At 72.2% G+C, this 26,496-nt stretch carries 16 protein-coding genes, 1 tRNA gene, 1 rRNA gene and 1 riboswitch; of the genes, 7 read left to right on the forward strand and 11 right to left on the reverse strand.

Annotation, left to right across the window (positions count from 1 at the left end; genetic code table 11):
* Window positions 1-92 (reverse strand): 16S ribosomal RNA (locus ABZ953_RS07485); the annotation flags it as partial.
* A gap of 695 nt (window positions 93-787) precedes the next feature.
* A complete protein-coding gene (locus tag ABZ953_RS07490) occupies window positions 788-1,336 on the reverse strand; it encodes a MarR family transcriptional regulator (RefSeq protein ID WP_361718278.1) in 549 nt (182 codons plus the stop codon).
* Between the two features lie 135 nt (window positions 1,337-1,471).
* On the opposite strand from ABZ953_RS07490, the gene ABZ953_RS07495 reads away from it, so the two are divergent.
* A complete protein-coding gene (locus tag ABZ953_RS07495; RefSeq protein ID WP_361718281.1) occupies window positions 1,472-2,758 on the forward strand; it encodes an MFS transporter in 1,287 nt (428 codons plus the stop codon).
* Between the two features lie 52 nt (window positions 2,759-2,810).
* Here the strand turns inward: ABZ953_RS07495 and ABZ953_RS07500 are convergent, their stop codons facing one another.
* Window positions 2,811-4,499, reverse strand: coding sequence for an ATP-binding SpoIIE family protein phosphatase (locus tag ABZ953_RS07500; protein WP_361718284.1), 1,689 nt, complete (start codon window positions 4,497-4,499; stop codon window positions 2,811-2,813).
* A gap of 183 nt (window positions 4,500-4,682) precedes the next feature.
* Window positions 4,683-6,077 carry an NAD(P)/FAD-dependent oxidoreductase gene (locus ABZ953_RS07505; RefSeq protein WP_361718287.1) on the reverse strand — a complete coding sequence of 465 codons (1,395 nt, stop codon included), beginning with the start codon at window positions 6,075-6,077 and terminating at the stop codon, window positions 4,683-4,685.
* A gap of 372 nt (window positions 6,078-6,449) precedes the next feature.
* On the opposite strand from ABZ953_RS07505, the gene ABZ953_RS07510 reads away from it, so the two are divergent.
* Together ABZ953_RS07510 and ABZ953_RS07515 are read left to right on the forward strand one after the other, a co-directional pair.
* Window positions 6,450-7,217: a helix-turn-helix domain-containing protein gene (locus ABZ953_RS07510; RefSeq protein WP_361718290.1), complete on the forward strand. Its 768-nt coding sequence runs from the start codon at window positions 6,450-6,452 to the stop codon at window positions 7,215-7,217.
* Between the two features lie 245 nt (window positions 7,218-7,462).
* A complete protein-coding gene (locus tag ABZ953_RS07515) occupies window positions 7,463-9,466 on the forward strand; it encodes a sigma-70 family RNA polymerase sigma factor (protein ID WP_361718293.1) in 2,004 nt (667 codons plus the stop codon).
* On the opposite strand, the gene ABZ953_RS07520 is transcribed toward ABZ953_RS07515, so the two are convergent.
* Both ABZ953_RS07520 and ABZ953_RS07525 read right to left on the reverse strand, forming a co-directional pair.
* Complete coding sequence (locus ABZ953_RS07520; RefSeq protein ID WP_361718296.1) at window positions 9,463-12,762, reverse strand: BTAD domain-containing putative transcriptional regulator; 3,300 nt, start codon at window positions 12,760-12,762, stop codon at window positions 9,463-9,465. The two genes, ABZ953_RS07515 and ABZ953_RS07520, sit on opposite strands and share 4 nt — an antisense overlap.
* A 223-nt stretch (window positions 12,763-12,985) precedes the next feature.
* Window positions 12,986-15,097 (reverse strand): asparagine synthase-related protein, encoded by a 2,112-nt coding sequence (locus tag ABZ953_RS07525; protein WP_361718299.1) that lies wholly within the window; start codon window positions 15,095-15,097, stop codon window positions 12,986-12,988.
* A gap of 885 nt (window positions 15,098-15,982) precedes the next feature.
* Here ABZ953_RS07525 and ABZ953_RS07530 point away from each other — a divergent pair.
* From ABZ953_RS07530 to ABZ953_RS07545, 4 genes are all read left to right on the forward strand, one after another.
* The gene (locus ABZ953_RS07530; protein ID WP_361718302.1) at window positions 15,983-17,425 is read left to right on the forward strand and encodes an MFS transporter; all 1,443 of its coding nucleotides are present in this window, start codon (window positions 15,983-15,985) and stop codon (window positions 17,423-17,425) included.
* Between the two features lie 167 nt (window positions 17,426-17,592).
* Window positions 17,593-18,816 carry an L-2-hydroxyglutarate oxidase gene (gene lhgO / locus ABZ953_RS07535; protein WP_361718304.1) on the forward strand — a complete coding sequence of 408 codons (1,224 nt, stop codon included), beginning with the start codon at window positions 17,593-17,595 and terminating at the stop codon, window positions 18,814-18,816.
* 197 nt (window positions 18,817-19,013) lie between these two features.
* On the forward strand, window positions 19,014-19,802 hold the full coding sequence (gene trmB, locus ABZ953_RS07540; RefSeq protein WP_361718307.1) for a tRNA (guanosine(46)-N7)-methyltransferase TrmB: 789 nt from the start codon (window positions 19,014-19,016) through the stop codon (window positions 19,800-19,802).
* A 43-nt stretch (window positions 19,803-19,845) separates the two neighbouring features.
* Complete coding sequence (locus ABZ953_RS07545; protein WP_361718310.1) at window positions 19,846-21,177, forward strand: PrsW family intramembrane metalloprotease; 1,332 nt, start codon at window positions 19,846-19,848, stop codon at window positions 21,175-21,177.
* On the opposite strand, the gene ABZ953_RS07550 is transcribed toward ABZ953_RS07545, so the two are convergent.
* The 5 genes from ABZ953_RS07550 to ABZ953_RS07570 form a co-directional block, all read right to left on the reverse strand.
* Window positions 21,174-22,118, reverse strand: coding sequence for an aldo/keto reductase (locus ABZ953_RS07550; RefSeq protein WP_361718313.1), 945 nt, complete (start codon window positions 22,116-22,118; stop codon window positions 21,174-21,176). The two genes, ABZ953_RS07545 and ABZ953_RS07550, sit on opposite strands and share 4 nt — an antisense overlap.
* A gap of 132 nt (window positions 22,119-22,250) precedes the next feature.
* Window positions 22,251-23,330, reverse strand: a complete 1,080-nt coding sequence (locus ABZ953_RS07555; protein WP_361718316.1) for a M23 family metallopeptidase — start codon at window positions 23,328-23,330, stop codon at window positions 22,251-22,253.
* Window positions 23,331-23,341: 11 nt separating this feature from the next.
* Window positions 23,342-23,504, reverse strand: a riboswitch (cyclic di-AMP (ydaO/yuaA leader).
* 145 nt (window positions 23,505-23,649) lie between these two features.
* Complete coding sequence (locus ABZ953_RS07560) at window positions 23,650-24,792, reverse strand: PP2C family protein-serine/threonine phosphatase (protein ID WP_361718319.1); 1,143 nt, start codon at window positions 24,790-24,792, stop codon at window positions 23,650-23,652.
* A gap of 211 nt (window positions 24,793-25,003) precedes the next feature.
* Window positions 25,004-25,077, reverse strand: a tRNA-Met gene (locus tag ABZ953_RS07565).
* A 47-nt stretch (window positions 25,078-25,124) separates the two neighbouring features.
* Entirely contained in the window at window positions 25,125-26,402 is a 1,278-nt protein-coding gene (locus ABZ953_RS07570) for an alginate lyase family protein (protein WP_361718322.1), read from the reverse strand.
* Window positions 26,403-26,496: the final 94 nt, after the last annotated feature.

Raw genomic sequence — 26,496 nt, forward strand, 5'->3', positions numbered from 1 at the left:
CTAATCCACCCCGAAGGGCTTCATCGTTCGACTTGCATGTGTTAAGCACGCCGCCAGCGTTCGTCCTGAGCCAGGATCAAACTCTCCGTGAATGTGTACCGGTAATCCGGTGCGACACCACGAGAGCGGAACGGTCGGGAGGAATAATCCCGGCCGTTCACAGCGTCCTCGCTGTGTTGCCTACACGAACAAATGCCGTACAGGACTTTTTCAAAGGAACCTCCAACTCGCCGAAGCAAGTCGGGGTATCAACATATCTGGCGTTGACTTTTGGCACGCTGTTGAGTTCTCAAGGAACGGACGCTTCCTTTGTACTCACCCTCTCGGGCTTTCCTCCGGGCGCTTCCCTTCGGTGTTTCTTTTTGTTCTTCGTTACTTCGTTCTTGCGTTTCCGACTCTATCAGACTCTTTCGTGTCCGACTTCCTCGGTGCCTTTCCGGTTCCCGCTCCGGCCTTTCGGCTTTCGCGTTTCCCTTTCGGCGGTTCCGACTCTATCAGATCCTTTCGGGCCTGAATCCCAGTCGAAGTGGGGTTGTCTTCGCGGCTGTTGGGCCGTTCCGACGTCTCAAACTCTAGCGGGTTTTCCCGGCGACTCATAATCGAGCCTTGGAATTGAATTCGGGCATGCCGAATGGGTTCCGTTGGGAGGTTGTGCAGAGTTTGATTTGCCGCACGATCGCGGCGGGAGGTGCTGTCGCAGAACCGTTACGGCTCCGTGGCAACCCGAAGAACTATACGGGTCGGGCAGGTGACCGTCAACCTCCACCGTGCACGTGTCGGCCAGGCCTCAGTCCAGGTCGGTGAGGCGGCCGCCGGCGTCCGGCTGGGCGTGCTCCACGCGACGTAGAAGACGGGTCAGCACCTCGCCCAGGACGCCCCGCTCGTCCTGCGAAAGGTCCTGGAGGAGGTCCTCCTCGAAGACCGTGGCCAGGCGCATCGCCTCCAGCCACTTCTCGCGGCCCTCCGCGGTGAGCTCGACGATCACGCGGACGCGGTTGGACTCGTCGCGGTCCCGGGTGACCAGCCCCTCCGCCACCATGCGGTCGATCCGGTGCGTCATGGCGGCCGGGGTGAGGCCGAGGCCCTTGGCCAGTTCGCCGGGGCCCATTTGGTACGGGGCTCCGGAGAGGACGAGGGCCTTGAGGACCTCCCACTCGGCGTTGCTGATGCCGAGGGTCGCGGTCTGGCGCCCGTAGGCGACGTTCATGCGGCGGTTCAGGCGGCCGAGGGCCGAGACGATCTCCTCGACCTGGGGGTCGAGGTCCTGGAACTCCCGCTGGTACGCGGCGATCTGTTGTTCAAGTGTCGGCTCGCTCGGGCCGGGGGTGTCACCCATGGCCGCAGTATGGCACGGCCCTACTTGGCGTTGAAGTCCTTCAGTGTGTATTGTTTAGATCCTAACTTTAGCTTCGAAGTCTTCACTTCTAAGTCTTCACTCCGACTCCTAAGGCAGGTGAAAGTGACCAGGGCGATGGGCGCAGCGATGCGTCGTATTCAGGCAGGCAGCGCGCTGAGCGCGTTCGGCATCGGGTTCACGGTTCCGTTCCTCTACGTCTATGTGGCGCAGGTGCGGGATCTGGGGGCCAGTACGGCAGGGATCGTCCTTGCCGCCTTTGCCATGGCCGCTCTGATCGTCCTGCCCGTCACCGGCCGCGTCATCGATCGTCGCGGCCCTCTCCCGGTGCTCGTGGGAGCGGCGGTCGTCGCCTCCGTGGGTGCGGTCGCGCTCGGCCTCGCGAACAGCGAGCCGACGGCCATCCTGGCCGCGTCGCTGCTCGGCGCGGGCACGGCGGTCATGCAGCCTGCCCTTGCGACGATGATCGTCTGGTCGTCGACGCCCGCCACTCGTACGCGGTCCTTCGCGACGCAGTTCTTCCTGCAGAACCTGGGCCTCGGCATCGGTGGTCTCATCGGCGGCCAGATCGTCGACGAGAGCCGTCCCGGCAGCTTCACGCTGCTGTTCTCCATCGAGTCCGTGATGTTCCTGGTTCTCGCGGCCATCGCGCTGACCGTGCGGCTTCCGCACGCGCCGTCCATCCAGGACTCGATGCCGAAGGACGCCTCGGCCCCGCGGGGCGGCATGCGCGCGCTCCTGAAGCACAAGGCCATGGTGCAGCTGTGCGTGCTCGGCTTCGTGATCTTCTTCGCCTGCTACGGACAGTTCGAGTCGGGGCTCTCCGCGTACGGCGTGGAGGCCGCGGGCATCTCGGCGTCGACGCTCGGCATCGCGCTCGCCGCCAACACGGCGGTGATCGTGATCGCGCAGTTCGCCGTCCTGAAGTTCGTCGAGCGCCGCAAGCGGTCCCGGGTGATCGCCTCCGTAGGCCTGATCTGGGCCTTCGCGTGGCTGCTCGCGGGGTACGCGGGTGTCGGGCACGGCAGCCAGGAGATGGCGACCGCCGCGTTCATCTCGACGTACGCGCTCTTCGGGCTCGGTGAGGCGATGCTGTCGCCGACCGTCGCGCCGCTGGTCGCGGATCTGGCGCCGGGCGGCATGGTCGGTCAGTACAACTCGGCCTTCGCCCTGGTGAAGCAGCTGGCCCTCGCGGTCGGTCCGGCCGTGGGCGGGCCGATGGGTGCCGCGCTGCACATGCCGTACATCGTGACGTTCGTGCTGTTCTCGCTGGGCATGACGGTGCTCGCGGTGCGTCTGGGGCGTCAGCTCACCCCGGTGCAGAACCAGCCGTCGCTGGCCAAGAGCCCGGTGGTGGCGCAGGGCGGCCCGACGGCCGCGGAGCCCGCGACGGCCGACGCCTGAAGTTCGGGGCGTCGCGCGGGCTCCGTGCGGGGAGCGACTGCGCGGAGAGCGGCTACTTCGGGAGCGCGAACTCGCACCAGACGGCCTTGCCGCCGCCCGGTGTGCGGCGCGAGCCCCAGTTCGACGCGATCGTGGCGACGATGGCGATGCCGCGTCCCGCCTCGTCGGCAGGTTCGGCGCGGCGGCGGCGCGGCAGGTGGTCGTCGCCGTCGGTGACCTCGATGATCAGCCGGCGGTCGGTGCGGCGCAGCCGCAGCCGCATCGGCGGGGTGCCGTGCTGGAGGGAGTTGGCGACCAGTTCGCTGGCCGCGAGGACGCCCAGGTCGTGCAGTTCCGGGGAGAAGCGCCAGCTGGCGAGGACGCCGGTGGCGAAGGCACGCGCGCGTGGTGCCGCTTCCACGCCGCCGAGCAGTTCCAGGGCGGCGTTCCTGAAGAGCTCGGCGTTCGTGCCGGTGCGGGCGGGGTGCTGGACGACCATGACGGCGACGTCGTCGTCGTGGTCGGCCGCGACGCCCAGGGCGCGGATCAGCCGGTCGCACACCACTTGGGGTGTGCCGGTGGCGCCGGCCAGGGCGCGCTCCAGGGAGGACACTCCTTCGTCGATGTCCTCGCTGCGCCGCTCGACCAGGCCGTCCGTGTAGAGGACGGCGGTGGAGCCGGGGCCGAGCGGGACGGAGCCGGAGGTGTGCAGCCAGCCGCCGGTGCCGAGCGGGGGGCCTGTGGGTTCTTCGGCGCGGTGGATCGTGCCGTTCTCGTCGCGTACGAGGATCGGCAGGTGTCCGGCCGAGGCGTAGACGAGGCTTCCTTCGTTCGGGTCGTGCACCGCGTAGACACAGGTGGCGATCTGGCTGGCGTCGATCTCGGCGGCCAGGCCGTCCAGGAGCTGCAGGACCTCGTGCGGGGGCAGGTCCAGGCGGGCGTACGCGCGGACGGCCGTGCGGAGCTGGCCCATGACGGCCGCCGCGCGCACGCCGCGGCCCATCACGTCGCCGATGACGAGGGCGGTGCGGCCGCCGCCGAGGGTGATCACGTCGTACCAGTCGCCGCCGACCGCGGCTTCGGTGCCGCCCGGCTGGTAGGTGGCGGCGATGCGCAGGTCGTCGGGCTGTTCCAGTTCCTGGGGCAGGAGGGACTTCTGGAGGGTGACGGCCGTCTCGCGCTGGGCCCGCTCGCTGGTGCGCAGCCGCTCGGCGGCCTCCGCGTGGTCGGTGACGTCGGCGGCGAACACGAGGACGCCGCCGCCCTCTTCGGGACCCGCGGCGGAGCCGCCGAGCGGCAGCGTCACGGGGGTACAGGTGAAGGTGTACGAGCGGCCGGAGGGTGCCTTGCGGGACTTGACGGTGCGCGGCTTCGCGCTGCGCAGGACCTGGTCCAGGAGTGGCAGCAGGCTCAGCTCGTCCAGTTCGGGCAGGGCCACGCGGGCGGGTTCGCCGACGGGGCGGGGACCAAAGGCGGCTACGTACGCGTCGTTGACGTACGCGATGCGGTGGTCGGCGCCGTGCACGAGGGCAACGAGGGCGGGGATGCGGTCGAGCACCTCGCGGGCCGGCAGTTCGTCGAGGCCCGCGAGGCCGACGGCGCCGTCCGGCGGGCCTGTCTCGGCTCCGTCGGAGGGCCGCTCCGCGCGGGCGGCGGGGACGGAGCCGTCGCCGCGTGGCGTGGCGGCGACCGCCTGTTCGGTCCGCGCTGCTGCGCGGCGCTGCGTTCCGGGGAGCCGGGCGCTCCAGCGCGTGAAGTTCACTGCGGTAGGCCTCGTGGTGTCGCTTCTGGATCGGGAACGCTTCTGGATCGGGAACACAGCCTGTCGAGAGCGGGACGTCCCTGGTGTCGGCCTGACGGCCGGCCCATGGTCACACGAACAGTCTGACCGAACGGACTGACATCCGTCAGACGCCGGTCTTGCGCGGGGAGTTCCTGACTCCGGTCAGGGGGACTCCTTCGGGCGCTCGCCACCGGCCGCGAGTTCGAACTCCGCACGAGGGTGTTCGAGCGATCCGAGGGAGACGATCTCGCGTTTGAACAGGCCGGACAGGGTCCATTCGGCGAGCACACGGGACTTGCGGTTGATGGTCGGCACTCTGCTCAAGTGGTAGACGCGGTGCATGAACCAGGCAGGGTAGCCCTTCAGCTTGCGTCCGTAGACGTGCGCGACACCTTTGTGCAGTCCCAGGGAGGCCACGGAGCCCACGTACTTGTGCGTGTACTCCTGGAGGGGCTTCTCGCGCAGGGACGCGATGATGTTGTCGCCGAGGACCTTGGCCTGGCGTACCGCGTGCTGGGCGTTGGGCGCGCATTCCTTGCCCGGCTGGTCGGCCGTTACGTCGGGGACGGCGGCGGCGTCTCCCGCCGCCCACGCGTGCGTGGTGCCGTCGATGGTCAGCTGTGGGGTGCACGCGAGGCGGCCGCGTTCGTTCAGCGGCAGGTCGGACGCGGCGAGGACGGGATGGGGCTTGACGCCCGCGGTCCACACGACGGTGCGGGTGGGGAAGCGGGAGCCGTCGCTGAGGACGGCGACCCGGTCCTCGCAGGAGTCAAGGCGGGTCTCCAGGCGTACGTCGATATTGCGCCTTCGCAGCTCGCGCACCGTGTACTTGCCCATTTCCTCGCCGACCTCGGGCAGGATCCGGCCCGCCGCCTCGACGAGGATCCACTTCAGGTCCTCGGGCTTGATGTTGTGGTAGTAGCGGGTGGCGTAGCGCGCCATGTCCTCCAGTTCGCCGAGCGCCTCGACTCCGGCGTATCCGCCTCCTACGAAGACGTAGGTCAGGGCGGCGTCGCGGATCGCGGGGTCGCGGGTGGAGGAGGCGATGTCCATCTGTTCGATGACGTGGTTGCGCAGGCCGATGGCCTCTTCGACGGTCTTGAAGCCGATGGCGTACTCGGCGAGGCCCGGCACGGGCAGCGTGCGCGCGATGGAGCCGGGGGCCAGGACGAGTTCGTCGTAGGTGATCTGCGCGTTGCCCGCGCCCTCCTCCTCGGTGGCGAGGGTGGTGAAGGAGGCGGTGCGCTTGGCGTGCTCGATGGACGCGACCTCGCCGATGACGATGTGGCACTTGTCGAGGACACGGCGCAGCGGGACGACGACGTGGCGCGGCGAGATGGAGCCGGCCGCCGCTTCGGGCAGGAACGGCTGATAGGTCATGTACGGGTCGGGGGTGATCACGACAATCTCGACCTCGCCGCGCTTGAGCTCGTGTTTCAGCTTTCGCTGGAGTCTCAGCGCGGTGTACATGCCGACGTAGCCGCCGCCGACGACGAGAATGCGTACACAGTCCTGGGACGCGGGGGTGGTCCCCCGGGAGATCGCAGCCTTCACCATCCCATGACGCACCCGGCTTTGGAGTTTGTCCACAGGCCCGGCAATTTGTGTGACCGGGCACAGTGTGTGCGAACGGCTCGCGGGGGCCTCGCGGGGCGTGAAAGGTGTGCAGGTCAGCGGGGCCGAGGGGGGTACGGGGGCGGGGTGCAAGTAGGCCGGAAAGGGCGCGTACTCCGATCGGGGGGCGCGCTGTGCGGAACCCACCTCTTCTGAATTGACCCCCGCTCAACTATGTTCGTGTGACGTCGGGGTGTCGGGGGATGCGCTCGTCGAGCCGAAATTCCGGTTCGCGGAAGGGCTCGCTCCTCACACGTCGGTAGTCAATGACGGGGAGTGTCTCCGGGGGGAGACGTCATTACCGGGGGAACGTGTATGCACATTCAGGAGACTCACTGGACTTCCGCCGGCATGACGGCGTCAGCCGTCGGCCCGGGTGGGAACGGACGCGACATGGGGGAAGGAGCGCGCACGACACCGCTGCGTGTCGACGCACAGCGCAATCTCGAACATGTACTGAGGGCGGCCCGCGAGGTCTTCGGCGAGCTGGGTTACGGCGCGCCGATGGAGGACGTGGCGCGCCGCGCGCGGGTCGGGGTCGGCACCGTCTACCGACGTTTCCCGAGCAAGGACGTGCTGGTCAGGCGGATAGCCGAGGAGGAGACCTCCCGGCTGACCGACCAGGCGCGTGCGGCGCTCGGGCAGGAGGACGAGCCGTGGTCGGCGCTCTCGCGCTTCCTGCGGACGTCCGTGGCGTCGGGTGCGGGCCGGCTGTTGCCGCCGCAGGTGCTGCGGGTGGGCGTCGAGGACGGCGCCGCCGTGGACGAGGCACGGGTGCCGCAGCAGCGGCAGTCGGTCCCGGACTCTCCCGAGCTGCGCCTCGTGGAACAGCGCCAGGCGCCGGTCGAGGAGTCGACCTCGCTGGAGGACGACGCGGGGGCGGCGACGCTGCTCGATGTCGTCGGCCGTCTTGTGGAGCGGGCCCGTGCGGCGGGCGCGCTGCGGGCGGACGTGACGGTGGCGGACGTGCTGCTCGTGATCGCGACGGCGGCACCCTCGCTGCCGGACGCGGCGCAGCAGGCGGCGGCCTCTTCGCGGCTGCTCGACATCCTGCTCGAAGGGCTGCGGTCGCGGCCCGCGTAGCCGACCGGGGCGCTCTCGCGGCCCGCTTCGCGGCTCGCCTTCTCGGTGCTCCCATGCGGTGGGAGGTTCAACCCCGTGTACGAGTGCGGTCGTTGAGCCTTCCCCGAATGGGTGAACGATAGTGCTCTGTTTCGGGAAATCGCCCCGGACGGGTGGTTGACCGTCGTCTCCATCGGCTGTGGCGCGACCGTGTGGCACGCTTTCCCGGTGGTCGGGTCTGAGTGTGCAACCGGGGGCGTTCCGCGATGAGTGTTGACGGTCGGGACGAGTCGTCCGGCGCTTTCGGCGAGGAGGCCCCCTCGGGCAGCGCCGACGCGGGACCCGGCGAGCTGCCCTCCCGGCAGGTGCCGCCGCAGGGCCGCCCCGGTGGCGGTGCGGAAGCTTCGGCCGGTGCGGGAGCCTCGGCCGGTGCGGGTGTGGCCTCCGCGGACTCGCCACCGGACTCCGCGGCCGAGCCCAGTGTGCCCTCGCAGCGTGCGGCCGGTGCAGGAGTCCCGCTGCCGACGGGCGGCGAAGGCCCGGTGTCCGACGCCGACTTGATCGCCCGGATGCGGGGCGGCGACGACTCCGCGTACGAAGCGCTGTACCGCCGCCATGCCGATGCCGTCCGCCGCTATGCCCGTACGTGCTGCCGCGACGCCCACACGGCCGACGACCTCACGGCCGAGGTGTTCGCCCGCATGCTGCAGGCGGTGCGCGGCGGCAGCGGGCCCGAGCACGCCGTGCGCGCCTATCTGCTGACCACCGTGCGCCGGGTCGCCGCGGGGTGGACGAAGTCCGCGAAGCGCGAGCACCTGGTCGACGACTTCGCGGTGTTCGCGGCGCAGGCCGTCCGCGGTGCCGAGGTCGCTGACGACGACACTCTGGACCTGGGCGCGGACGTCCGCGCGATGCACGAGGCCGAGCAGTCGATGGCCATGCAGGCCTTCCGGAGCCTGCCGGAGCGCTGGCAGGCCGTGCTGTGGCACACGGAGGTCGAGGAGGAGTCCCCGAGCGACGTCGCCACGCTCTTCGGCCTCGACGCCAACGGCACGCGCGTCCTCGCGAGCCGCGCCCGCGAGGGTCTGAAACAGGCCTATCTGCAGGCGCACGTGAGCGCGACGCTCACCGAGAGCGAGGAGTGCGCGCGCTACGCCGACCGGCTCGGCGCCTATGCGCGCGGCGGCCTGCGCACCCGCGCCGAGCGCGGCCTGCGCAAGCACCTGGCGGAGTGCGCCAAGTGCCGGCTGGCCGCGGGCCAGATCAAGGACGTCGCGAGCGGCATCCCCGCGGTCGTGCCGGTCGCCGTCATCGGCTGGTTCGGTGCCGCCGGATATGCGAAGGCCGCCGCGCTCATCGGCGGCGGTACGGCGGGCGCGGGCGCGGCGGGAGCCGCCGGTGCGGCCGCCGCGGGCGGCTCCTCCGGCGGGTCGGCCGCGGGAGGCGGAGCCGTCGCTTCCGAAGGGCTCGGCGCTCCGGCGAAGGCCGGGATCGCGGCGAGCGTCGTGGTGGCCGCCGGGGTCGCCGCGGCGCTCGCCCTCACCGGAGGCGGCGGCAAGCCCAAGGCGGACCCGCCGCCGAAGGCCAAGGAGCCCGCGGTCTCCGAGTCGATCGTGCCGCAGAAGCCGCCGCCCCCGAAGCCGAAGCCCAGGCCGACCCCGCCGCCCGCGCCGAAGCCGACCCCCAAGCCGACCCCCACCCCCACGCCGAAGCCGAAGCCTCCGGCGAAGGAGAAGCCCCCCAGGCCGAAGCCGCCCCCGCCGGCCCCCGAGCCCACGCCGAAGCCGCCGAAGCCGACCCCGCCCCCGAAGCCGCCGCCCCCACCGCCTCCGGCCCCCCGGGTCTACCAGTGGAACGAGCTCGCCTACGGCCTCACGGGCGACGGCACCAAGCCCGAGATGCGGCTCACCGAGTCCAGCTGGGTGTGGCAGCGCTGGGGCCTGTCGGTCGCCGACAAGCGGTACTCCCACGGCGTGACCGTGCACGGCAAGTCCTCCGTCACGATCGACCTGAACCGCAGCTGTTCGACGTACGACGCGGTCGTCGGTGTCGACGACATGACGATGGGGCTCGGCAAGGTGCGCTTCTCCGTGTACGGGGACGGGGCGCGGCTGTGGCAGTCCCCGCTGGTCAAGGGCGGTGATCCTGCGGTGCCCGTGCGGGTGAACCTGACCGGCCGCAAGACGGTCAGGCTCGTCGTCGAACCGCACTCGCCGTTCGACACGGTGGCCCTCGCGGACTGGGCGCAGTCCCGCATGACCTGCAACTAGTCCTGCGACTGCTCCGTCTCGGTGAGCACCTGCTCGGTCGTCAGCCTGCTGCCCGCGGCGCGCTCCCGCTCGTACCCGTCCGGGCCGAGCGCGGCGACGGCCGCGCTCTCCGTGCGCTCGGCCTGTACCGACTCCGGCATCGGGCGCGGGTATCCGTTGCGCAGGGAAGTGGCGGCGGCGAGCACCCGGGCCGCACGCGCGTGGTCGCCGAGGTCGCTCAGGAGCACGGCGGTGCTGTCCGCCAGGGAGGCCAGGATGACCTCGGAGCACTGGGTCGTCAGAGCCGCGCGCAGTGCGGCGACCACGATCGGCAGCCCCTCGGCCGGGCCCGACTCAGCCGCGACGATGCGTGCCTCCAGGCCTCCGACGGCCGCTTCGAACTGCGGGGGCGGCGTGCCGTACGCGGACTCGCTCCGCGCCGCCTCCCACAGCCTGCGGGCTCCGGCGATGTCCCCGTCGTCGAGGAGCATCAGTGCCCGGAGGAGCCGGACGAAGGCGCGCGAGTCCGTCACCCCTGACCGGTCGGCCTCCTGGCTCGCCTCGTCGAGGACCTTGGACGCGACGTCCCGGTCGCCCTCGCGGTAGGCGATCTCGGCGAGCCGGGCGAGCAGGAACGGCGCCTCGGCGTACGCGCTCACCTCGTGGGCGAGGCGGAGCGCCTCCTCGTACTCGGCGCGGGCCTCCTCGTGGTGGCTGCGGGCCATGGCCGCCTCGCCCGCCGCGCTGCACACCTGGGCGCGCATCCAGCGGTCGCCGACCCGGCGGCTCAGCGCCCGCAGCTCCGCCAGGTCCTCGTCGACGCCCGAGAGGTTGCCGGGCATGTCGACGGCCATGTGGGCGCGGAACATGAGGATGACGCCCAGGTCCCATTCGCCGCCGTACCTGCGGCAGTTCTCGACCGTACGGTTCAGCGGAATCACGGCGTCCTCGTGGGTGCCGCCGGTGAAGAAGATGGTGAACGGCCAGATCAGCCCGGGGAAGCGGGCGGACTCGGGGCCCGGCCGCATGAACGCGGCGCGCAACGCCTCGACGTACTCCACGTCGGCCAGGCTGCCGGGGCGCTCCTCCCCGTCCCCGGGCCTGGACTCCGCGACCAGGAAGAGATGCAGTATCCGCAGGTTCATCCACGGCCAGTACAGCGGGTCGTCCTCGGCGGGCAGGCCTTCCGGGGCGAGCCCCACGACACGGCCCATCCAGTCGGCGCCCTCGCTGCGGTAGTTGCGCAGCCACCAGAACCAGCCCGTGTGCAGCACCATCGTGATCGCCGCGGCCACGTCACCGGCCTCGATGAAGCGGTGCAGGGCCGCCCGGATGTTGTCGAGCTCGACCTCCAGGCAGGTGATCCACGGCAGTTGCTCCGCCGAGCGGATGAGGGGGTCGGCGCGGGCGACGAGGGCGGCGAAGTACGCCGAGTGGCGTGCGCCGGCCGCGGCGAGCAGCTCCGGGGTCTCGGCGGCGCGCTCGCTCGCGTACTCGTGGATGGTCTCCAGGAGGCGGTAGCGCATGCCTCTGTCCCCGGGGCCCGCGGGGACGGTCACGACCAGGGACTTGTCGACGAGGGCGCCGATCAGGTCCGTGGCGGGCTCGGTGCAGACGGCCTCCGCGGCCGGGAGGTCCCAGCCGCCTGCGAAGACGGACACCTCGCGAAGGACGGACCGCTCGGCCTCGTCAAGGAGTTCCCAGGACCAGTCGACGACGGCCCGCAGGGTCTGCTGGCGGGGCAGCACCGTGCGGCTTCCGCTGGTCAGGAGGCGGAAGCGGTCGTCGAGGCGGTCGGCGATCTGGCGCGGGGTGAGCAACCGCAGGCGGGCGGCGGCCAGTTCGATGGCGAGCGGCAGGCCGTCCAGACGGCGGCAGATCTCCGCGACGGCCGCCGCGTCCTCCTCGGGGTCGAACCCGGCCCGTACCGCCGCGGCCCGCTCGGCGAACAGGCGGTGCGCGGGGTCGGGCGGGAGCGGCTCCACGGGGCGCACCGACTCGCCCGGCACGCCGAGGGGTTCGCGGCTGGTGGCGAGGATGGTGAGGCCCGGGCAGTGCGTGAGGAGGGTCTCGGCGAGTTCGGCGGCGGCGCCGATGACGTGTTCGCAGTTGTCAAGGAGCAGGAGCAGGCTGCGCTGGGCGCAGTACTCGACGAGCTGGGCGACCGGGTCGTCCTGCGGCGCGGTCAGTTCGCTGGTCATCAGGACGGTCTCGCGCAGGTCGAGCGCGCTGACGACAGCGCCGGGCACCGCCCTGGGGTGGTCGAGCGGGGCGAGCTCGGCCAGCCATGCCTGCGGATGCCCGGCGGCGGCTTCCTCGGCGAGGCGGGTCTTGCCGGAGCCGCCCGGTCCGGTGAGGGTGACGAGGCGGGCCCTGTGCAAGTCGGAACGGATGGCGGCGAGTTCTGGTTCCCGGCCGACGAAAGACGTCAAGCGGGTACGGATGTTCCCCTTCCGCTCGACGGGGGCCGATCGCTCGACGGGGGCTGACCGCTCGACGGGGGCGGGCCGTTCGACGGGGGCGGGCCGTTCGGCGGGCACCGCCCTCGACGGGGTCGCCGTCCTCGACGGGGTCGCCGCCCGGGGCGGGGCCGTCTCGTCCGGCCCGCCGAGCAACTGTGCGTGCAGTGCTCGCAGTTCAGGCCCTGGCCCGGTGCCCAGGCCCTCGGCGAGGGCGCGGCGCGCCTCCTCGTAGGCGGCGAGTGCGGCGGCTCCGCGGCCGGCGTCGCGCAGGGCGCGGATGAGGAGGGCGCGCAACGTCTCGTCGTACGGCTGAAGGGCGGTCAGTTCGCGCAGTTCCGGTACGACGTCGGGCGCGCGGCCAAGGAGCAGGTCCGCCTCGATCCGCGCGCGGACGGCCTCGGCGCGCAGGGCCTCGGGGCGTGCCGCGGCGCTGCGGTCGGGCAGGTCGGCGAGGGCGGGGCCGCGCCACAGGGCGAGCGCTTCGCGCAGGGCGCGGGCGGCGGCCGCCGCGTCGCCGCGGTCCAGCGCGGTCCTGGCCTCGCGCGCGAGGCGCTCGAAGCGGTACAGGTCGACGTCCTCGGGGGCGACGGCCAGGCGGTAGCCGCCGGGGGCCGATACGACGGCGTCCTTGCCCAGGGCGCGGCGCAGGCGGCCGACGAGGGCCTGCAGGGCGGCGGGGGCGTCGGTCGGCGGGTCGGCCGCCCAGACCTCGTCGATGAGGGTGCCGACGGTGGCCGTGCGGTTGGCTCGGAGCACGAGGGCTGCGAGCAGGGCGCGCAGCCGCTGGCCCCCTACGGGCAGGGGGGCGCCATGACTGTCGTACGCCTCGGTGGCGCCCAGGATTTTGTACCGCACCCGGTCATTCTCCCCGGTGGAGTGCTCTGGGGCGCACGGTTTCTTCGGGGTGCGCGTTGCCGCGGCGTCGTCGGCTCCCGGAGTGCAGCGTTCCGGCTGCGCTGTACGTCCACTGGGGCCGTGTCTACGGAGACTGCGTCTACGGAGGCCGCATCCACAGGGGGCTGCGCGAGTACGCCCTCGCCAGGAGCTCGCGACCCGGCGCGACTCCCGGGGACCCGCCTCAGACCGCCGACGCCCCGCTCGACGGCCGCCGCCCCATCCCTAGAGCCCCCCTCTGCGGAACCACACTCCCCGTAGGAACGGCTCGTTGTCGTGCTGGAGTCCCCGTCCAGCACGTTCCTCTTCGCGACAGGAGCCGGCGCAGCCACAGTTCGGTGGAGACCAGGTCGGCCAGGCCATCGAGCGGAAGGGGTTCTCCCTCGGCGGCCGAGCGCAGGGCCTTGCGGACGACTCGGGCCTCCACCAGGCCCGCCTGGGCGAGGAGAGGCGTGTCGAAGAGGGCGATCAGGTCGTCCACGGCCACGCGGATACCGGTGCGGGCGGCGGCCGCGTTCGAGGCGTGGGACGGTGCGCCCCAGCCGGGCGGCAGCTCGGCGACCCCGGCGCCTTCGAGGACGGTGCGCAGGATCGCGGCCCGCGCCCCGGGCTGCACGCGCAGGGCTTCGGGAAGGGCCCGGCAGGCGCGGACGACCTGGTTGTCCAGGAAGGGCGCGTGCAGGCGCTGGAAGCGCACCTCGGCCGCCTGTTCCAGGACGCGCAGGTCCGCCGCGTGCCGGGCGAGGGCGGCCCGCGCGCGGAACTCGCCGGGGCGTTGGCCAGGACCGCCCGGACGCATCGTCGTGTCCTGGAGACGAACCGATACTTCAGCGAGGGCCTCGCCGGTCAGCCAGCGCGCGGCGGGTCCGGGCCTGGCCCACGCCAGGGCGGCGAGCGACGCCCCGACCGCGCCGCCCGGTTCCTCGAAGCTGCGGTGCAGCAGCCGCTCGGCGAGCGATTCGACGCCCGCGCGGTGCGGCATGCGGGCCAGTTTGCGTGCGGCGCCGTACACGCGCGCGGGGACGAGGACCGAGCCGTCGGCCTTCGCCAGGGCGGCGACGGGGCGCACCAGGTGACGCCGCTTGCGGTCCATCAGGAGGTCGGCGAGGCGGGCCGGGTGAGCGTCGAGGACCTGCCGGGCGCCGTAGCCCGTGAAGTGGTCGGCGCTGCCCGAGGAGAGCCGGGCGCGGTGGCGCTGGGCCGTGACCAGGACAGCGCTCGGCTCGTCCGTGAGCGGGCCGTCCAGGTCGGCGTAGGGCAGTCCGTCCTCACCTGCGGCGACGACCACGTGGTGCAGGCGCGGGTTGGCGGCGATGGCACCGGCCCGTTCCAGTTCGGCCTCGCGGCCGTCGACGGCCAGGTCGTTGAAGGTGACGGCGAGGAGCCGCTCGCCCGCGCCCGTGCCGTGCCCGAGAACGGTGCCCGGCATCCCGGGCAGACCGGCCGCGAGGAGGGCGAGGGTTCCCGAAGCGGGTCCTCCGGAGAGGTCGGCTCCGATGCCGGGCACCGGCATGCCGCGGGCCGCGCGCCGTTCGGCGGGGCCCATTCCGGGCACCGGGCCGGGGTCGACGTCCGTGCCGGGCACGTGGCGCGGGGCGGTGAGGCGGGCGCGTACCGCATCGACGAGGGCGTCACGGACGCCGTCCACCGCGGTGTCGGCGTCCCCGGGGGGCGCCGCGACGGCCAGCGAGGCCACCGGTTCGTACCCGGCGATCTCCCGCGCGCCCGCGCGCAGGATCAGCGCATGCCCCGGGGGCACGCGTCGCACGCCCTGGTACGGGGTCGAGTCGTGCAGCGCCTCCGGGACGTCGGGGGCCGCGAGCAGCGCCGCGAGGTGGCCGATGTCCAGGTGGGCCTCGATGAGGTCGGCCAGGGGCAGCGCGGCCGTCGCGTAGGCCGTGCCGCCGGACCAGGGGGTGTAGAAGACGGGGCGGGCGCCCGCGAGGTCACCGGCGATCATGACGCGGCGGCCGACCTGGACGACCGCCGTGTAACTGCCGGACCAGGCGGTCAGATGGCGCAGGGCGCCGCCGCGGGCGGCGAGGAGGCCGACCCGCAGCTCTTCGTCGGAGGCGCCGCAGGTGCCGAGCACCGCGATGCGCGCCTGCTCACCGGCTGTCACCGTCCGCACCTCGTCGGCGCGCCAGTCGCCCACCGCCCAGAGCGGATCGGGGTCGCCCCACAGGAGTTGGGAGCCCACCGGGTGCACGGTCTCGCCGTTCTCACCGGTGGCTCCGGCCGAGCCCACGACGGAGGATCTCGCGGTGGTACTGCTCCACCCCACCAACCACCGCATCGCTGCCTCCACAGGCTGTGGACGAACCGTCGGCGAAGCGCCGTCGGGCGCGGCCGACCGGTGCACCGAAGAACTGGGGTCCCATGCTGCCACGAAGGAGGCGTGCGGGAAGGACTACGGGAGCGCTTGCACGCCAGTGAATACGCCTCTGGGGGAGGGTGGTTGAAGGAAAGAACCAACGCGCTCCCCCACGGGAACGCTCCGAGGGCGCCTTCGGGACGACCCGAGAGGGTCCACGAGACGGGCCCGGAGGCGGCCCCCGGGTGACCTGTGGGCGAAATGTCGCACCCCGCGCACGGGTTGTTTTCGGCCAAATCGGCCTGGGATGAGCCCAGAACGGAACCGTTCGAAGGCAACACACAGCCCGGGAGGCGGTGTTCGCCTCCCGGACCGGTCCGCCGCCCGCGGGGATGAAGGCGGCGGTGTCCCCCAGCCCACTGACTCCAGCGCAGCGGGCCGACCCACGCACCGTCAATGGAAGCGCTCCCGCCATGGCCGGAGAAGAGCGCACGCACGGGCGCACGGCCACACAACGGGAGCACGCCGAGGCATCGACGCACTTCCGTACGGGCAACAATCTCGCCATCCGGAACTGCGCCTCTTAACGCTTGGGATGCGGCGAACTACGCTGTGTGTGCTGATGTTTTCGCGGAGGCATATACCTGGAGGATCGGCCAAACGCTCTTGCGGCCGCTATTCCGGCCACTGCGCGTGGCGGCCCGGGGCGCGATGCCCGGATCGCGGTGCGCGGAGGCTCGGTCGGGGTGCCCGTGGCTCACGTCACGGTGCGCTCGGTCAGGGGTGCCACTGCCCCCGGGGGGACCCAGCACGAATGCCGTGCGGTCCAGCCACCGCCCGGCAGCCGTCTGTGTCGAGGGGTGGCGCATGTCCAGGGAGCAACGCGGGCCGAACGAAAAACTCGGCACCGTTCTCGCCCTCGCGGGAATCAGCAATGCGGGACTCGCCCGCCGGGTCAACGACCTCGGCGCACAGCGCGGGTTGACGCTCCGTTACGACAAGACATCGGTGGCCCGCTGGGTCTCCAAGGGCATGGTGCCCCAGGGCGCCGCGCCCCATCTGATCGCGGCGGCCATCGGGCAGAAGCTCGGCCGCCCGGTGCCGCTCCACGAGATCGGCCTCGCCGACGCCGACCCCGCGCCCGAGGTGGGCCTCGCCTTCCCGCGCGACGTGGGGGCCGCGGTGAAGTCCGCGACCGAGCTCTACCGCCTCGACCTGGCGGGCCGCCGTGCGGGCGGCGGCATCTGGCAGTCCCTGGCGGGCTCCTTCGCGGTGAGCGCGTACGCGACGCCCGCATCGCGCTGGCTGATAACCCCGGCCGACAGCTCCGTCGCACGCGACGTCTCGCGCGAGGCGCCCCGTGACGTCGCGCACCCCGACGACGGCGCGCCGATGAAGGTCGGCCACAGTGACGTGCTGAAGTTGCGGGAGGCCGCCGAGGACGCGCGCCGCTGGGACTCCAAGTACGGGGGCGGCGACTGGCGCTCCTCGATGGTCCCGGAGTGCCTGCGGGTCGAGGCGGCGCCGCTGCTGCTCGGCTCGTACTCCGACGAGGTCGGCCGCGCCCTCTTCGGGGCGTCCGCCGAGCTGACGCGCCTCGCCGGATGGATGGCCTTCGACACGGGCCAGCAGGAGGCGGCACAGCGCTACTACATCCAGGCGCTGCGGCTCGCCCGCGCGGCGGCGGACGTGCCCCTGGGGGGATACGTCCTGGCTTCCATGTCCCTCCAGGCGACGTACCGCGGCTTCGGGGACGAGGGGGTCGACCTCGCGCAGGCCGCCCTCGAGCGCAACAGGGGCCTGGCCACCGCCCGCACCATGAGCTTCTTCCGGCTCGTCGAGGCACGGGCACACGCGCGTGCCAACGACGCGCAGGCGGCCGGGGCGGCGCTGCGGGCCGCCGAGGGCTGGCTGGAGCGGGCCAGGGACGGCGACAACGACCCGACGTGGCTCGGCTTCTACGGATACGACCGTTTCGCGGCGGACGCCGCCGAGTGCTACCGCGACCTGAAGGCGCCGCGGCAGGTGCGGCGCTTCACCGAGCAGGCGCTGTCCCGCCCCACCGAGGAGTTCGTGCGCTCGCACGGACTGCGCCTCGTGGTGTCGGCGGTCGCCGAGCTGGAGTCCGGGAACCTCGACGCGGCGTGCGAGCAGGGGACGCGGGCGCTTGAGGTCGCCGGGCGGATCTCGTCCGCGCGGACGACGGAGTACGTGAAGGATTTACTGCACCGCCTGGAGCCGTACGGCGACGAGCCGCGGGTGGTGGAGCTCCGTGAGCGGGCGCGGCCGCTCCTCGTGGCTCCGGCGTAGGCGGCGGTTCCTCGGTCCATGTCACCCGGGTGTCTCCCGATGCCCGGGTGAACGCGTGGGTGGCGCCGGGTGAACCGGTACGGATCGGTGGGGAAGGATCCGGCGCCCGAGGTTTGGCGGCGTTGTCAGTGGCGCAGGGCAGTATCTGTGGTGGGAGGTGAGGCGCGGTGAAGAAGGTCGCGTACGACTGCGACGTGCTGGTGATCGGCGGCGGCATCGTCGGTCTTGCGACGGCGTATGCCCTGACGCGCGGCGCTCCCGGCACCCGGGTCACGGTGCTCGAGAAGGAGCCCGGACCCGCCCGCCACCAGACGGGCCGCAACAGTGGAGTGATCCACAGCGGGATCTACTACCGACCGGGCTCGCTCAAGGCGAAGTACGCGGTCCGTGGCGCCGCGGAGATGATCAAGTTCTGCGCGGAGTACGACATCGCGCACGAGGTCACCGGCAAGCTGATCGTCGCCACCGAGCGCGAGGAGCTCCCCCGCCTGCACGCGCTGGTCCAGCGCGGCAGGGAGAACGGCATCCCGGTCCGTGAGCTCGGCCCCGCCCAGATCGCGGAGTACGAGCCGGAGGTCCGCGGCCTGGCCGCGATCCACGTGGGGACGACCGGCATCTGCGACTACACCGCGGTGGCGGCGCGCCTGGCCGAAGCGTCCGGGGCCGACATCCGGTACGGGGCGCGGGGTGCGGTCGTCCGCATCGACCGCCGCCCCGACCTCGGCGTCGCGGTCGCCACCGCCGACGGCACGGTCGTCCGCGGCAAGGTCCTGGTGAACTGCGCCGGGCTGCACTGCGACGCGGTCGCGCGGCTCACCGGGGACGACCCGGGCATGCGGATCGTGCCGTTCCGGGGGGAGTACTTCGACCTGGTCCGGCCCGAGCTCGTGCGCGGCCTCGTCTATCCCGTACCGGACCCGGCCTTCCCGTTCCTCGGCGTCCACCTCACGCGGGGGGTCGGCGGCGGTGTCCACGTGGGGCCGAACGCGGTGCCGGCGCTGGCCCGCGAGGGGTATGACTGGTCGGTCGTCCGGCCCCGCGAGCTCGCCGGGACCATCGGCTGGCCCGGCTCCTGGCACATGGCCCGCCACCACTGGCGGTACGGGGCGGGGGAGCTGCGCCGCTCCGCGTCCAAGTCCGCGTTCACCTCGGCGGTGCGGAGGCTGCTCCCTGCGGTCCGGGCGGACGATCTGGTTCCGTCCCCCGCGGGGGTGCGGGCGCAGGCGGTGCTGCGGGACGGGACGCTGGTCGACGACTTCCTGATACGGGAGGGGGCGCGCGCGGTCCACGTCCTGAACGCGCCGTCTCCCGCGGCTACGGCTTCCCTCCCCATCGGCAGGGAGGTCGCTCGTAGGGCGTTGGGGGCGTTGCGGGGGGTGGGGGGCGAGTAGGGGGTACGGGTACGGGGGTGGCTGGCCTCGATGGGTCGCTGCGGGTCGGACCTGGCTGGTCGCGCAGTTCCCCGCGCCCCTTCGCGGCGATCCGGTGGCCTCACCGTCATCGCGAGGCCCGACTCGGCTCGGTGCGCAGTTCCCCGCGCCCCTAAGAGGCGACCGTTGGCTTCTTCTGGTCGTAAAATTGGGGCACTGTGTCTGACTCTTCCCACATCCCCGATGCCCCGTCGCCCCGCGAGGTCGCCGCGCCCCGGTTTCCCGGGGGGCCCTCGCCCGACCCTGCTGGGTCACATCATGAGCGGCGGATCCGTAGCTTCCAGCCCCGGCGCAGTCGGGTGACCACCAGCCAGGGGGACGCTCTGCGGCGGCTCTGGCCCACCTGGGGCATGGACATCGACGGTCTGCGCCGGATCGATCTCGCCGAGCTGTTCGGGGACGACAAGCCCGTCGTCCTGGAGATCGGCTTCGGCATGGGCGAGGCCACCGCCCAGATGGCCGCCGCCGACCCGGACACCGGCATCCTCGCCGTCGACGTGCACACCCCGGGCCAGGGCAACCTCCTCGGCCTCGCCGAGCGCAACGGCCTGAGCAACGTCCGCGTGGCCAACGGCGACGCGATCATCCTGCTCCGCGAGATGCTCGCGCCCGAGTCCCTCGACGGGCTCCGCGTCTACTTCCCCGACCCCTGGCCGAAGGCCCGCCACCACAAGCGCCGCCTGATCCAGCCGGAGTTCCTGACGCTGGCAGCGCCCTCCCTCAAGCCCGGCGCGCTGCTGCACTGCGCGACCGACTGGGAGCCGTACGCCGAGCAGATGCTCGAGGTGCTCACCGCGCACCCCGACTTCGAGAACACCCAGGCCGACGGCGGGTACGCCCCGCGCCCCGACTTCCGCCCCCTCACCCGCTTCGAGGGCCAGGGCCTCGGCAAGGGCCACGTCGTGCAGGATCTGCTGTTCCGCCGAGTTGCCCCCGCACAGGGCTGAGGCACCGTCGCGGCCCACGGCGTCCCTCGTTAGGGTCAACGACGTGGCCATCAGTCCTCCCTATCCGATACCCCCCGAGGCGCCCGCCCCGGGGGCGCTGCGCCGCGTCCGCTGGTGGCAGCGGCGCGCGATACGCGTGGGCGGGCTCGTCACGCTGCTCGCCCTCTCGGGGCTCGTGATCCTCGCCCTGGTCAGGGAGCAGACCGGCACCGAGGGCTTCCTGGTCGGACTCGGCCTCGCGGTCGTGCCCGTGCCGCTGCTCGTCGCCGCGTTCCGCTGGCTGGACCGGGTGGAGCCCGGCCCCTGGCGGAACCTCCTCTTCTCCTTCTCCTGGGGCGCCTGCGCGGCCGCCCTCATAGCGATCGTCGCGAACAGCTTCGCGATCCGCTGGATAGCCACCGCCACCGCCGACCCCACCAGCGCGGACACCCTCGGCGCGACCGTGATCGCCCCGATCGTCGAGGAGAGCGCGAAGGCAGCGGCCGTCCTGCTCGTCTTCCTCTTCCGCAGACGCGACTTCACGGGGATCGTCGACGGCGTCGTCATAGCGGGGGTGACCGCGACCGGGTTCGCGTTCACCGAGAACATCCTCTATCTGGGCAACGCCTTCGTCACCGACCAGCTCAGCCGCGAGAGCGGCCTCGCCTCCGTGACGGCGGCGACCTTCTTCGTGCGCGTCGTCATGTCGCCGTTCGCGCATCCGCTCTTCACGGTCCTGACCGGCATCGGCTTCGGCTTCGCCGCGTTCGCCGCCGACCGCCAGCGGCTGCGGCGCCTGCTGCTTCCGCTCACCGGACTGCTGCTCGCGATGGGCATGCACGCGCTGTGGAACGGCTCGGCGGTCTTCGGGCAGTTCGGCTTCTTCACCGTGTACGCGGTGTTCATGCTCCCGGTGTTCGGCCTGCTGACCTGGCTGGCCGTCTGGACCCGGCAGCGCGAGCTGCGCACGATCCGCGCGGAGCTGCCCGCGTACGCGGCGGCAGGATGGCTGACGCCGCCCGAGCCGTACGCGCTGGGCTCGATGCGCGCCCGCGCGCTGGCCCGCGACTACGCCTCGTACACCTGGGGCAAGGCGGCGGCCCGCACGGTCGCGGAGTACCAGAGGTACGCGACGTCGCTCGCGTTCCTGCGCCACCGAGGCCGCCGCGGCCGGGCCGGGGCCGACTTCGTCGTACGGGAGCGGGAGCTCCTCGAAAAGCTGTGGGAGCGCCGCGAGCCGGCCCGCCCCGCCCTCGCGTACGCGGCGCGGGCGACGGCGCCGGTCATGCTCCCCGCGCAGTACGCGGGGTACGGGCACCCGCCGTACGGGTACCCGCAGCTCCATCCCGCCTACGGCTATCCGACGGCGTACGAGAACAACCCTTACCGCTCCTAGGCGGAGGCCGCCGTCAGGCGTGCGAGCTCCGAGTCCGTCAGCTCCAGGTCCGCCACCGCGAGGAGCGCGGGCAGCTGCTCGACCGTGCGCGCGGAGGCGATCGGCGCCGCGACGGTGGGCTGGGCGGCCAGCCAGGCGAGCGCCACGGTCGCGACCTCGGCGCCGCGCTCGGCGGCGATCCCGTCGAGCGCGGCGAGGACGCGGTCGCCGCGCTCGCTGCCCACGTACTCCTCGACCCGTCCGCTGCGCGCGCTCCGCACCTGCGCACCGGGGCGGTACTTGCCGGTCAGGAAGCCGGACGCGAGCGCGTAGTAGGGGACGGCCGCGAGGCCGGAGCGCGAGGCGACCTCCTGGAGCGGGCCCTCGTAGGTGTCGCGGGAGACGAGGTTGTAGTGCGGCTGGAGCGCGACGTAGCGCGCGAGGCCCTCGCGGTCGGAGAGGTCGAGGGATTCCTGGAGCCGTTCGGGCGTGATGTTGGAGGCGGCGATGGCCCGCACCTTGCCGTCCCGCACCAGCTCGTCGAGCGCGCCGATGATCTCCTCGACGGGGACCGAGGGGTCGTCGTAGTGCGTGTAGTAGAGGTCGATGTAGTCGGTGCCGAGGCGGCGCAGGGAGGCCTCGGCACCGGCCTTGATCGTGGCCGGGGAGAGGCCCTTGAAGTCGGGGTGCGCACCGACCTTCGTGGCGAGGACGACGTCGGAGCGGTTGCCGCGCTCGGTCAGCCACTCGCCGACGAGGGTCTCGGACTCGCCGCCCTTGTTGCCCTCCACCCAGGCCGAGTAGGCGTCGGCGGTGTCGATGAAGTTGCCGCCCGCGGCGGTGTAGGCGTCGAGGACGGCGAAGGACGCCGTGCGGTCGGCGGTCCAGCCGAAGACGTTGCCGCCCAGGGCGAGCGGGAAGACCTCGAGGTCGGATGAGCCGAGCTGGCGAAGAGAAGTCATACGTTCCGCAACGTCCGGGACGGAAACGGAATTCCATCTCTGACACGACGAAACCGGCGGCCCTGGCGTCGGGGGGGTTGGCGCCAGGGCCGCCGGAGTTGAGGGCGCCCTCAGGGGTCGGTCAGGGTGCGGTCAGGGGTTGAGGCCCTTGCCCTGCAGCCAGCCCAGCGGGTCGATGCCGGTGCCGTCGGGCGTGTGGACCTCCATGTGGAGGTGCGGCCCGGTGACGTTGCCGGTCGCGCCGACGCGGCCGATGACCTCGCCGGTGGTGACCTTCTGCCCCGCGCTGACATTGAGCGAGGACTGGTGGCAGTACCAGACCTCCGTGCCGTCCTCGAGTTCGAGCACGGTGCGGTAGCCGTACGCGCCCGCCCACCCGGCCTCCTTGACGGTGCCGGTGTGCACCGCCTTGAGGGGGGTACCCGTGGGAGCGGCGAAGTCGAGGCCGGTGTGGTGACCGGAGGACCACATGGCGCCGGAGTCACCGAAGTGCGAGGTGAGGGTGTACGAGGAGGTGGGGATGGCGTAGCTCTTGGCGAGCTTGGCCAGGCGCGCGGCCTCTGCCTTGGCCTTGCGGGCCTCCTCCTCCTTCTTCTTCTTGGCGGCGGCCTTGGCCTTCGCGTCCTTCGTGGCCGCCTCCTGCTGGGCGGCGGCCTCCCCGGCGGCCTTCTTGACGGCGGCGTCCTCGGCCGCGGTCCGTACGGCGGTGTCCGCCTGGTTCTGCTGGTTCTCGGCCTGGCGCATGATGCGGGCGCGCAGCGCCTCACCCGCGTCGGTGGTGCCCTGCTCGGCGTCGGCGGTGCTGACGCCCGCCGCGGTGAGCGGGGCCGCCGCGGCAGCGGTCGCCGTGGAGTCCGACGCGTCGTCGGAGATCAGCGAGCCCACGCCGGGCAGCGACTTGGCCGCGGGCAGCGAGTCCGCGACGGTGTCCATGCCCGGCAGGTCGGGCATCGATATGGAGACCGGCGGCTTGCCGTCCTGCGCGGTGGCGATGCCGCCCGCGCCGACGGCGGCGATGACGCCCACGCCGAGGACGGTGGAGCTGCGGGCGAGCCCGCCGCCGCCCTTCTTGTGCACACGGTGCCTGCCGCGGACGGGACGGACGGAATCCTCGGTGGGGTTCCACTCCTCGAAGGAGTCGTCGTCGTACGTACCGAAGTCATCGTCATTCGGTATGTACACGGCTTGGGGGGCAGGCCGGTTGGACGCCACTGGGGCGCACTCCTTTCCTTCCTTCTCGCCTACCGGGTTAGCTGACGGGTTCGGAGCAGGAAGGTCTCCTACGGACACCTGGCACGGGTGCACGGATGCACGGTGCGCAGATGCCTGATTCACCCCAAGTTGGTGGTTCCCCGGCTCCCTTGCGGGATTAGGCGCGTGCGCGCGGAGCCGCCTCTAGTGACGGCTGGGACGACCGCGCTGCGTTATCGAACGTTAATAGACAGCGGGTCCGTATTCCAAGCCGTTCCGGTTGATCGTTAGCTTCACATTCTCTTGACAGTACGTCAGTTGGTGTGCGGAGGGATGCCCTTCAGTCACGGGACGTGATGTCCGGGTCCCCGGCGACGGGCCGCCGCACCGCGAGCAGCGCCATGTCGTCCGTCATCCGCCCCCCGGTGTGCCGCCGCACCTCCTCCGCGAGCGCGGCGAGCAGCGCGCGCGGACCGCCGCGGCCCGGGAAGATCCGCCCGCCGAGCCGGGTCGCGGGATCGTAGAACTCCCCCGCCGCGTCGCGCGCCTCCGACAGGCCGTCCGTGTAGAGGAGCAGCATCGCGCCGGGCGGGAACTCCGACTCGTCCGCCCGGTCCGGCCAGACCCCCAGCTCGCCCATGCCGAGCGGCAGCGCGGGCTCGGTCGCCGACAGGACGCACAGCCGGCCGTCCCCGCGCAGCAGCAGCGGCGACGGGTGCCCCCGGTTGATCAGCCGTACGGCGCCGCCGGCGTGGTGGATCTCGGCGAGTACGGCGGTCGTGAACCCCTCGAACTGGTCGAGTCCGTCGCGCCGGGTGCCCTCGCGGGCGAGGGCCCGCTCCAGGCGCTGCGCCACCGCCTCCAGCGTCGTCTCCTGCTCGGCGGCCTCCCGGAAGGCGCCGATGACGACGGCGACCGCCGCGACCGCGCCCATGCCCTTGCCCCGGACGTCACCGACGATGATCCGCACGCCGTACGGGGTGTCCTGCACCGCGTACAGGTCGCCCCCGATGAACGCGTCGGCCTGCGCGGCCTCGTACCGCGCCGCGATGTCGAGCCCGCCGATCCGCGGATCGGGTTCGGGCAGCACGGCGCGCTGGGTGGTCTCGGCGATGGAGCGGGCGTTGGCGAGCCGGTCGTTGCCGCGGCGCACGACGCGGTTGATGACGATGGCGAGGGCCGCGACGGTGACCACGGTGAGCACCTCGGTGACGGCCTCGACATGGCTGCTGACCGGGTTGCCGAAGTGCAGGAAGAGGACGGCTGCCGTGGCGGCCACGCCGGTCAGGACGGTGCTGAGCTGCGAGTAGAAGGGGGCGGCGATCAGCGGGGCGGCCGTGTAGAGGGGGGCCGCGGTGAATTCCGGCGGGGTCGACACGTCGTACACGACGCCGATGATCAGGAGCAGGAGGGGCAGGGAGCGGACGAAGGCCCGCTCGTGCGCGGTGGCACCCCTGTCCCCGGCTTCCGCTCGCTGCCCCACCGCTTGTCTCCCGCCGACTCCGCACCCGTCACCGAGTCCATCACCGCGCCCATCACCGCGCTCCACTCAGGGTTCCCCCGAGGGGGAGCGGGGGCGACCTGGCGCGGTCCGACCGGGTTACGGGAGAGGAGTACGGGCAGCGGTACGGAAACAAGTGCGGAAAACACCTAGGGCCCGGAACCATTACTGGTTCCGGGCCCTAGGCCTTGAGTAGCGGGGACAGGATTTGAACCTGCGACCTCTGGGTTATGAGCCCAGCGAGCTACCGAGCTGCTCCACCCCGCGCCGTTGAATGCAACTCTACGCCATTCGGAGGGGTGCGTCGAACCACCTCAGGCGTTGCCCGCGTGCGTGAGCGTCTCCCAGGCCACGAAGAGGCCGTCCGTCCCCTCCGGCCGCCCGCGTTCCGTGTACCTCTCGGTCTCCGGCAACTCCAGGTGCAGCCGCCCCCGCAGGTGGTTGAGGCCGACCTCCGTGTCGGGCCCCATGTCGCGCTGCACCCGGCCGCCGCACAGCCAGCCCGGCACCGGCGCGCCCAGCTGGTACTTGGAGTGGAACTCGAAGGCGGCCCGCAGCCGGTCCTCGGCCTCCCCGTACAGGTCGACACCCTGATGCCAGGCGGTCTCCGCCATGTGGGAGGCCGCCGCGAGGGAATAGCTGGCGTGCTTGAAGTTGCGACACGTCTCCTGGGACAGCCCGTCGGCGAAGGTGCCCTGCCCGAACCAGTACCTCTTCAGCTCGGCCGCGGTGTCGATGCCGCTGCCCTCCGGCGAGACCGGCAGCTTCCCGTCCGACTCCAGATAGAAGTAGGCGGGCACGCGCGTGCGGAAGTGGTGCACGGACTTCTCGAACGTCGCGTGGTCGTCGAGGAAGACGGCCATCGCCATGGTGGCGTCGGCCATCACCAGGTCCCAGTTGCCGTTGAAGTCGGCGGAGCCGTTCTCGACCTGTGGCAGGTAGGCGTTGCGGAGCATCCGCTCGAAGCGCAGCAGGTTGCCGTCGTTCCAGCCGTCGTACGTATAGCGCACGGCCTCGGCGGCGCGTGCCCAGGAGGAGGCGGCCCAGGCGGTCTGTAGCCCGGCGTTGGCCTCGGTGTGCTTGGTGATCACCTTCGCCCAGGCGTCCATGATCTGCACGGCCTTCTCGGCGTGCGCGCGCTCCCCGGTGATGTTCCAGAGCAGCGCCTGCGTGTACGCGGCCAGGGCGTCCTGGCGTTCCTCGACGCAGCCCTTGCCGGGGCGGGTGTCGGGCGGGCACTCCACGACGGGGTAGGGGGTGGCCCGGTAGTCGTCCGCCGCGTACTTGCTGGCCCGCATCTGCTCGTACGCCTTCAGCCAGGGCTGCTCCCGCGCCCGTACGTGGGCCTTGACCCGCTCGAGCTGCTCCTTGCTGACCAGGACGCCGGGGTGCTTGAAGGCCAGGTCGAGGGGGCGAGCCGCGGCCGTACGGGTGTCGGGGCCACCGGAACCGCCGCCGCCTCCGCAGGCTGCGGCGAGGGCGACGAGGAGGGGCGCGAGGAGGAGCACGATGACGCGCCGCCCGCGCCGCTCGTGCCGCTCATGCCGCCCGCACCGTCCGCGCCGCCCTCTGCCACGTACGGCTGCTGCCATGCTGCACCTCCGGTTCGGGCCCACTGCCCCGGCAGTTCAGCGTGGCCCGGGGCGCGGGCGGGCGCACCGCGGGGCTGCTCCGTTCGGGCGGTAC

It is taken from the genome of Streptomyces sp. NPDC046465 (assembly GCF_040646035.1).
Lineage (GTDB): Bacteria > Actinomycetota > Actinomycetes > Streptomycetales > Streptomycetaceae > Streptomyces.

Bases quoted from the DNA above. Each gene is read 5' to 3' on its own strand.
- ABZ953_RS07570 (WP_361718322.1), bottom strand. From the start codon at position 26,402: ATGGCAGCAGCCGTACGTGGCAGAGGGCGGCGCGGACGGTGCGGGCGG.
- ABZ953_RS07505 (WP_361718287.1), bottom strand. From the start codon at position 6,077: ATGGTGAAGGCTGCGATCTCCCGGGGGACCACCCCCGCGTCCCAGGAC.
- ABZ953_RS07525 (WP_361718299.1), bottom strand. From the start codon at position 15,097: ATGCGGTGGTTGGTGGGGTGGAGCAGTACCACCGCGAGATCCTCCGTC.
- ABZ953_RS07530 (WP_361718302.1), top strand. From the start codon at position 15,983: ATGTCCAGGGAGCAACGCGGGCCGAACGAAAAACTCGGCACCGTTCTC.
- ABZ953_RS07495 (WP_361718281.1), top strand. From the start codon at position 1,472: ATGGGCGCAGCGATGCGTCGTATTCAGGCAGGCAGCGCGCTGAGCGCG.
- ABZ953_RS07490 (WP_361718278.1), bottom strand. From the start codon at position 1,336: ATGGGTGACACCCCCGGCCCGAGCGAGCCGACACTTGAACAACAGATC.
- ABZ953_RS07510 (WP_361718290.1), top strand. From the start codon at position 6,450: ATGCACATTCAGGAGACTCACTGGACTTCCGCCGGCATGACGGCGTCA.
- ABZ953_RS07550 (WP_361718313.1), bottom strand. From the start codon at position 22,118: ATGACTTCTCTTCGCCAGCTCGGCTCATCCGACCTCGAGGTCTTCCCG.
- ABZ953_RS07515 (WP_361718293.1), top strand. From the start codon at position 7,463: ATGAGTGTTGACGGTCGGGACGAGTCGTCCGGCGCTTTCGGCGAGGAG.